Raw genomic sequence first — 7,259 nt, forward strand, 5'->3', positions numbered from 1 at the left:
GAGTAATGAGTCAGTATCATTGTGGTTTATTAATATGAAAACCGCTGTAAGTATAAAAAAAACTAGGATTTGAGATTGTTTCCCTGTCCGTCACAATGACGAAAATATGAATTAAATTCATGGCGATATTCCAGCTTGAATTTTTTGTTGATAAACACTCTCTAACAGATAATTTTAGATTACAAAAAATTATCTATATCCTCGTTATTTAATGCTAAACGCTGATATGAAATAACTAAATTTTTTTGAATATTTAACTCTAAATTTTATGGCTCATTCAACTGTATAATTATTGATTGAACAAATCACATAAATATTGTAAAATTAAAATATATATTCCCATTTTGAATTATGGGTAATTACTCCTAACTTGCATTAAATTATCATAACTTGCATTAAATTATCAGCTTTTATGCTTAGAATAGTAATTTCGTGCATACATGGCTAGTAGCACAAGTTAATTCAAAAATGAATCTATCAAACTAAAATTCATATGATATAATTGAAGCAATAAATTTTACAGAATGAAACAAGAGTAGCTAAAAAGAAATAATTTTAGCCATATTATAGAACTATGGATTTAGGCCACGGAAATGGGATTTACCAATTTTAAGAGCATTTCTTGACAGAAAACTTAGTCAGTCGATTACTTTTGAATTTTAACTTTTGAGCTATATTATTCAAAACTAGCTAAAATTCAAAGATTAAAAAATTGGGATACTTAACTTTCAAATTGCTTCAAATCAAAACAATTAAAATTAAGAATTATTTTTGATTTGATAGATTTTTATAGGAAGATTGATGTAGAAAAAGTATCCCCTTCCAATTCACCAAAATTTTATACTAATTTCTATTGTTTGAATATCTATTAAGTAAAGAATGATGACTCATCCAAAATCAAGCAAAAATAACTGTTTTAATAGTATTGGATTTCGCTATTTAGGAATAACAACTCTGATATTAATTAGCATTAATTTAATAACAGAAATAATCTTGATTAAGCATAACTGGGAATGGCAAATACAGAAACTAGAGCAAAAAGCTGAAGATGAACTCGAGTTGTTAATTGCTATTACTGGGGAAGAAATTGTCAAACCAGACTCCCCTACACTGGAAATCTTGATGAAACAAACTATTGTTGATCGGGATATTATTTACAGTGCTGTTGTTAATTCAGAAGGAAATATACTCAAAAGTTATATTGATTTAGAAAATTCAGAAATTCCTAACTTTATTCAAAATAATAACTTCAACAACAACAGTAATATCCAAATTATTAATTACCTCAAAACACAATATAATATACATGAAATTAGTTGTCAAATTATTAATAATGGTCAATATTTGGGAGAATTGAGAGTAGGTGTTTCACTAGAAAAAATTAAAACAGAATTATTCCAAAATGCTGTTCAAACAGTAAGTATTTCTCTCGTGATCAGTGCCATTTTAGTCATAATTATAATGATTCTGTTTCAGCGACAGGTAGGTATTCCATTGCAAAAATTAACCAAGGTTGCCCAAGCAGTAGCAAAAGGAGAATTAGACCAAAACTCCGATATTGAACGCAATGATGAAATGGCTATTCTTCACCTAAGTCTCAATCAAATAGCTACCCGAATTCAAGAGGCTTTAAGAAATTTAAGACAGCAAATAATAGAACGGGAACAAGTAGAAATTGCTCTGCTAAAACAGGAAGATCAATATCGCTCTGTGATTGAGAATATTCAGGAAGTGATTTTCCAAATAGATGCTAGGGGTATATGGACATTTCTGAATCCTGCCTGGGAGAAAATTACTGGGTTTACAGTGGAAGAAACTCTAGGAAAAAGCTTTCTTGACTATATTGATCTAGAAAACCGCCAAGATACTATGGAGAAATTCCAAGGTTTAATCCAAGGTAGAAAATTAGACTTTGAGTGTGAAGTAGTCTATCTCACTAATGGCAAAGGGCTTTGTTGGCTTGAAATGTTGGCCAATGTCCTGCGAGATAAAAATGGGACAATTATAGGAGTGTCTGGCATTCTTAACAATATTACCCAGCGCAAACAGGCCGAGGAAGCTTTAGAACTAAGTCAGTTTTCTTTAGATACAGCTATTGATGCAGTTTATTTTATGGGTCCTGATGCCAAATTTTTCTATGTAAATCAAGCTGCTTGTCAGACTCTAGGTTACTCCCAAGCAGAACTTATCAAAATGAGTGTTTGGGATACTGATGCTATGTTTTCATCTCAGGAAAAGTGGCAGCAACATTGGCAAGAACTCAAACAAAGTGGTTTTTTGAGATGGGAAGGCGCTCAGAAAAATAAGGAAGGTGAGATTATTCCAGTAGAGATAAGTGCAAATTATCTGCAATTTAATGGTAAAGACTACAACTGTGCCTTTGTTCGGGATATTAGGGGACGCAAAGAAATAGAACAAGAAAAGCAAGCAGGAGAATATGCTATTCGTGCCTTATACAAGGTAGCTTCTGCTCCCAACTTGAACTTTGACCAGAGAATGCAAGGTCTTCTGGCATTAGGAAGAAAATATTTTGAATTTGAATTGGGTTTTCTGGGCAGTGTTGATGATGATAGCTATAAGATTATTGCCTTTCAAAAATCAAATCACCTTAAATTATCATTTCAGCCAGGAGATCAGCTTGATTTAGATCAAGCTTTTTGTAGTAAAATTTTCTGTTCAGGAAAACTGATATCTTTTACATCAATTCAAGAGTCAAAACACTTCGAGTATGCTCCTGATAATAATGTTTTGGGTGTAGAAGCATATATAGGTACTCCTGTGCTAGTGGGAAAAGTGCCTTATGGTGTACTTTGTTTTACCAGTTTCAATAAACGTACTAAACCATTTAAAGATAGCGATCGCCAAATTATCAAACTAATGGCTCAGTGGGTAGGCCATGAAATAGAACGTCAGCAATATGAAGTCAGTCTAGAAAAAGAACTGCAACGGGGTAATTTATTGAGGAAAATTACTCAAGAAATTCGTCAGAGTTTAGATGTTAAAACAGTTTTTCAGACAACGGTTAACCAAATAGGTATTGCTTTTAAAGCAAATCGCTGTATTATTTTTAAGTATATTGCCGAACCCATACCAGAACTATTATTTGTTAGCGAGTATTTTGAATCAGGACATAAGTCTCCACTAGAACTAAAATCAAAGCTTCCAGTTATAGGTAATCCCCACGCTGAGGAAGTTTTATCTCAAGACCAACCAATATCTACTCCAAATATGTCTACTGGACCATTGCTAGATGTATGTCGCCAGATGAATCTCAAATCTATGTTGGCAGTGCGAACCTCTTATCAAGGAAACATTAATGGTATAATAGCATTACATCAATGTGACTCTTTCCGTGAATGGACAACAGAAGAAATTGAATTATTCGACACAATAGCAGAACAAGTGGGTATAGCGATCGCTCATGGTCATCTGTTAGAGCAAGAAGTTAAGGGACAACAAGAGTTAATCCTCAAAAATTGTGCTTTGGAGGAGGCGAAAAAAGCAGCAGAAGCAGCAGCAAAAGCCAAAAGTGAATTTATTTCCACAATGAGTCACGAACTTCGGACTCCCATGAATGCTATTATCGGTATGACTGGTTTGCTTCTAAATACAGATTTAGAACCTAAGCAAAAAGATTTTGTGGAAACTATTCGCACAAGTGGGAATAATTTATTGACTCTTATTAATGATATCCTTGACTTCTCAAAAGTTAATTCTCGAAGATTAGAGTTAGAAAAACAAACTTTTGATTTACAACAATGTATTGAGGAAACCTTGAGTCTGTTAGCTGTAAGAGCGCAACAGAAAAATGTAGAGTTAGCTTATGTGCTCGAACCTCAGACACCCCAGAAGATAATTGGAGATGTTGGTCGTGTACGACAAGTTCTGGTAAATTTACTTAGTAATGCCGTTAAATTTACTCATGCTGGAGAGGTAACAGTTCGCGTGCAAGCATCTTTGGTGGAGCAAATTAGTAATAATGATATTTATGAAATTCAATTTGCGGTGCAAGATACTGGTATTGGTATTGCTCCAGAGAATATACAATATTTGTTTAAGTCTTTTACTCAGGTTGATTCTTCAATTGCTCGTAGTTATGGTGGTTCAGGTCTAGGTTTGGCAATTAGCCAACAGTTAGCTGAATTGATGGGGGGTAAAACCTGGGTTGAGAGTGAATTAGGTCGAGGTTCAACTTTCTACTTTTCAATACTTGCTCCATCTGTTCCACAAACAACGGATATTAATGAAGAAGCAAAGCAATATTTAGCGGAAAAACGATTACTCATAGTAGACGATAATGCAATTAACCGACAAATGCTAACTGCACAAGGGGAGTCTTGGGGAATGTTAATTTGGGCAGTTGAGTCTGGCGCTGAGGCTATTGATTTAATTAGTCAAGGAATAAAATTTGATTTGGTAATATTAGATATATCAATACCTGAAATGGATAACTGTAGCCTAGCGAAAACAATTAGCAAACAGACTTCAGGTCAGGATTTACCTTTAGTGCTTTTGGGTGATTTGAAAGAATATAAATTGGCGGAAAAATGTCAAGATATTAATTTTGCTAGAGTTATTAATAAACCAATTAGAGTATCTGTGCTTTATCAGACTTTGATTGAAATTTTTACAGGAGAAAACACTGATATGGAAAAATTACCTACTACCTCAGAGAGTGAAGTTAAGCCAGTAGAAAATCTCCGAATATTGTTGGCAGAAGATAATGTAGTTAATCAAAAGGTTGCCTTGTTACAGCTAAAACAGTTAGGATACGAGGCAGATGTGGTAGCAAATGGCATAGAAGTTTTAGAAGCTTTGCAACGTCAGCCTTATGATGTGGTGTTGATGGATGTGCAAATGCCAGAAATGGATGGGTTGGAAGCTACTTGTATGATTCGCCAGCAATGGTCGCCTGAATTATCTCCACGCATTATTGCTATTACTGGTAATACTATGTCAGAAGAGCGGGATAAATGTTTAGAAGTTGGCATGGATGATTTTATTGCTAAACCTATCAAAATTCCGGAGTTAGCCCAAGCACTACAGCAAGCTCACAGAATTGATACAGATATTACAACATGGAAAAATATTAATTATACAAACACTAATCAAAAATTTAGTAAAAATATTAAAAATGATTCTCTAATCAAGAGTAAATCAATGCTAGATATTACAATGTTAGAGTCAATTATAAGTATGGGAGGCAAGAAACTTTTAGGTGAAATTCTTAAAGATTATCTCAATTTTGCTCCTATTAGGTTAGCAGCAATTCAAGAGGCAATTGTGGCTGATGATGCTAATAAATTAGCAATGACTGCTCATGTTCTACGTTCTAGTAGTGCTAATCTAGGAGGAGTGACTGTAGGCAAGATATGTAATCAACTGGAAAATTTAGGACGTGAAAATACTACTATAGGAGCAGCAGAAATTTTTCCTTTACTAGAAGTTGAGTATGAACAATTCAAACAGGGGTTAATTAATTTTAAATCTAGTAACAATATTGATTTTTCAACTGCTCAAGAAACTTCTGATACTAACATTTATTTTGTTGATACTTATGAGATTCAGAATAATTCTGTTTTAGATTTAACAATTTTAGATTCTATTGGCAATAATCAAATAATTGAAGATTATTTAGAAAATTCTCCTCATCAGATGGAACTAATTTTAAATGCAATCACGATTAATTCTACTGAAGATTTAAAACTAGCAGCTCAAAATTTAGGAGCTAGTAGTGCTAAGATCGGGGCGATCAATCTTGCTAATTTATGTGAGAAATTGAGCAATGTATCTGGTTCCGATCTAATCACAGAAGGTACGAATTTGTTGTTACAAGTTGATGGTGAATATGAAAGAGTAATAGCAGCTTTAAAACAGAAATTATAGTAGAATTGAGAATTGAGAATTGAGAAGTTAAATTCGCAGCACTGAGTAAATGTGAAAGGAGTGAAAATTTCCTAATAGTAATGGCGACTGCTATATGGTCAAAACTACTTCGCGAAAGCCATTCGATTTCCCAACCCTTCCCATACTCCCCATACCCCCATCACCCCATTACCCCATCCCCATCTCTAAGTCTGAAGGAGTATTACAGTTAAACAACATTTTTCCTGTCTGGGAATCAATATATAATGCTTGAACTGGAATTTGAGCAAGTAATTCTTGAAACGAGTTTTTACCGCGGCCAATAATTTTTTCTAACTCTATTTTTATCTCTTGCCGATAGAACCCACATAAAGGCTCCCATCTTCCATATTTTTGAGGAACTAAAGCTAAAATTTCTGGAGAAAGTTGGTTTAATTGATCTACCCAAGTTTGAATAATATCTGAGTTCAACAGAGGTAAATCACATCCCAATAATAAAATCCAATTACTATTAATTTGAGTTAATCCCTGATCTAAAGCAACTAAAGGTCCTTCAGTTTTTAACTCAGTTAACCATTCACATTCTGTAGGCAAAATTGGCTGATATTTTTCCGGCCAAGGAGTAATAATATAAACTTTTTCTGTACATTTATTTGCTACTTGATAAACTCTTTTTAACATTGGTATACTTTCCCAATAAATTAAGGCTTTATCTTCACCCATACGCGAACTTTTTCCACCTGCAAGAATGAGTGCTACTAGATGATTTTTGGCGAATGAAGATTTATTCATATACATTTGAAAAAAGGTTTTAGGTTGTAGAGATGAGGTATTATATAGAATCCGGGTAATTAGTTATCGTACCGCTTAGGAGTCAGGATTCAGGAGAAAGAAAGTATTTGAACTATTGAATTTTTAAATTCGTATTCAATACAACATATGTCAGTTAAGAAAGTAATTTTGCAATTACTATATAACCGGATTTTATATTATTTCCAGTAAAAATGTAGGTTGGGTAGAACGATAGTGAAACCCAACAAAACCTGATTATTGTTGGGTTATATCATGTCCGTTTAATTAGTGATAAAAAAACCTTCTGCTCCTGATATACTGCTTATTTCTTTTCTTCCTCCTGACTCCTGTCTCCTGTCTCCTGTCTCCTCCTGAATTTATTTATAACTGTTCATCCGGACATGATATTATTTCTGCGGAGAAGCAAGCTACATTTCATGCTTCGCAATGCTAACACAAACAACCCAAACTACGCTTATTGCACTACGTCAACGAGTATATTTCCTGATAAATATTCCGTTAAGGTTTTAACCAGAGGTAATTATCAATTATCAATTATCCATTATCAATTATCCATTATCCATTATCCATTATCCATTATC

2 protein-coding genes are annotated in these 7,259 nt (G+C 33.7%); one reads left to right on the top strand and one right to left on the bottom strand.

The window, feature by feature from the left end; all coding sequences use genetic code 11:
* Positions 1–879: 879 nt before the first annotated feature.
* On the top strand, positions 880–5,886 hold the full coding sequence (locus ACP6PL_RS15660; RefSeq protein WP_426546196.1) for a PAS domain S-box protein: 5,007 nt from the start codon (positions 880–882) through the stop codon (positions 5,884–5,886).
* A gap of 168 nt (positions 5,887–6,054) precedes the next feature.
* Here the strand turns inward: ACP6PL_RS15660 and ACP6PL_RS15665 are convergent, their stop codons facing one another.
* Complete coding sequence (locus ACP6PL_RS15665; protein ID WP_426546197.1) at positions 6,055–6,657, bottom strand: molybdenum cofactor guanylyltransferase; 603 nt, start codon at positions 6,655–6,657, stop codon at positions 6,055–6,057.
* Positions 6,658–7,259 lie beyond the last annotated feature (602 nt).

Origin of the sequence: Dapis purpurea BLCC-M126 (genome assembly GCF_050015975.1) — a bacterium.
Lineage (GTDB): Bacteria > Cyanobacteriota > Cyanobacteriia > Cyanobacteriales > Microcoleaceae > Trichodesmium.

Excerpts from the sequence above, each read along its gene's own strand:
- ACP6PL_RS15660 (WP_426546196.1), top strand. The coding sequence starts at position 880 with ATGATGACTCATCCAAAATCAAGCAAAAATAACTGTTTTAATAGTATT.
- ACP6PL_RS15665 (WP_426546197.1), bottom strand. The coding sequence starts at position 6,657 with ATGAATAAATCTTCATTCGCCAAAAATCATCTAGTAGCACTCATTCTT.